The sequence below is a fragment of the Aggregatilinea sp. genome (assembly GCF_036822615.1).
In the GTDB taxonomy this organism is placed as follows: Bacteria; Chloroflexota; Anaerolineae; order Aggregatilineales; family Aggregatilineaceae; genus Aggregatilinea.
This window is the reverse complement of the sequence record NZ_DAISHJ010000064.1, coordinates 25913-26771: the sequence shown is the minus strand read 5'-3', so window position 1 is coordinate 26771 and position 859 is coordinate 25913. Positions and strand designations below refer to the sequence as shown.

Here is an 859-nt window from a genome sequence, read left to right as displayed (position 1 = left end):
AGTAGATATTACTGAAATCGTTCAGGATGTCATACGGTCTCAAGAGTATGAGGATGGCATATTAACGTTGTTCTGCCCACACACTACTGCGGGACTCACTGTCAATGAAAATTGGGACCCCGATGTTCAGACCGATGTCTTGCTCACGGTGGACGAACGCATCGCCCCGCCCGACCCGCGCCACCGTCACAGCGAGGGCAATTCTCCCGCTCACATTAAGACTTCGTTATTCGGCTCAAGTCAGGTTATCCTGGTTGAAGGCGGCAAACTGCTGCTGGGGCAGTGGCAGGGACTTTATCTGGCCGAATTCGATGGGCCGCGCCGCCGCAAGGTGTGGCTCAAGTTTATGGGTAGCTGAAACGACGCGCGGGCGCGCGTGAGGAGGCGAGTGTGCATCTCCTGTTAATCCGGCATGGGCAGAGTTACGTTAACCTGGACGACTGGACCGAAGGGTATATTGACGCCGGGCTGACGGCGCTCGGCAAGCGGCAGGCCGAGCATCTGGGGAAGTGGCTGGCGGACAACGTGTCGCTGGCGGCGCTGTATACCAGCACCATGGCGCGGACGCTGGAAACAGCGGCGTGTGTCGAGCAGGAAACCGGCGTAACCGCCGTGACGGACGATCGGCTGCGCGAGTTTGGAAACTGTTACGGGAGCGGGCTGCCGGTTCCGCCGGAAGAAATGCCGATCCAGTACGCGGAGTTCTGGGGCACCGAACGCCCATTTGCGTGCATCAACGAGGGCGGCGAAAGCTGGATGTTGTTCCGCGTGCGCATCAGCTCGTTTCTGGACGACGTGATGGCGCGTTACGGCGACAGCGGCCCTGAAACGGTGGTCGCCGTGGTTTGCCACGGCGGGG

At 60.2% G+C, this 859-nt stretch carries 2 protein-coding genes; both read left to right on the top strand.

Features of this window, described 5'->3' with window-relative positions; translation table 11 throughout:
- The coding region (locus V7116_RS16500; protein ID WP_324393053.1) for a secondary thiamine-phosphate synthase enzyme YjbQ at positions 1 to 358 on the top strand (358 nt) is incomplete at its 5' end.
- Positions 359 to 390: 32 nt separating this feature from the next.
- A partial coding sequence (locus V7116_RS16495; protein WP_324393052.1) for a histidine phosphatase family protein occupies positions 391 to 859 on the top strand: 469 nt, incomplete at its 3' end.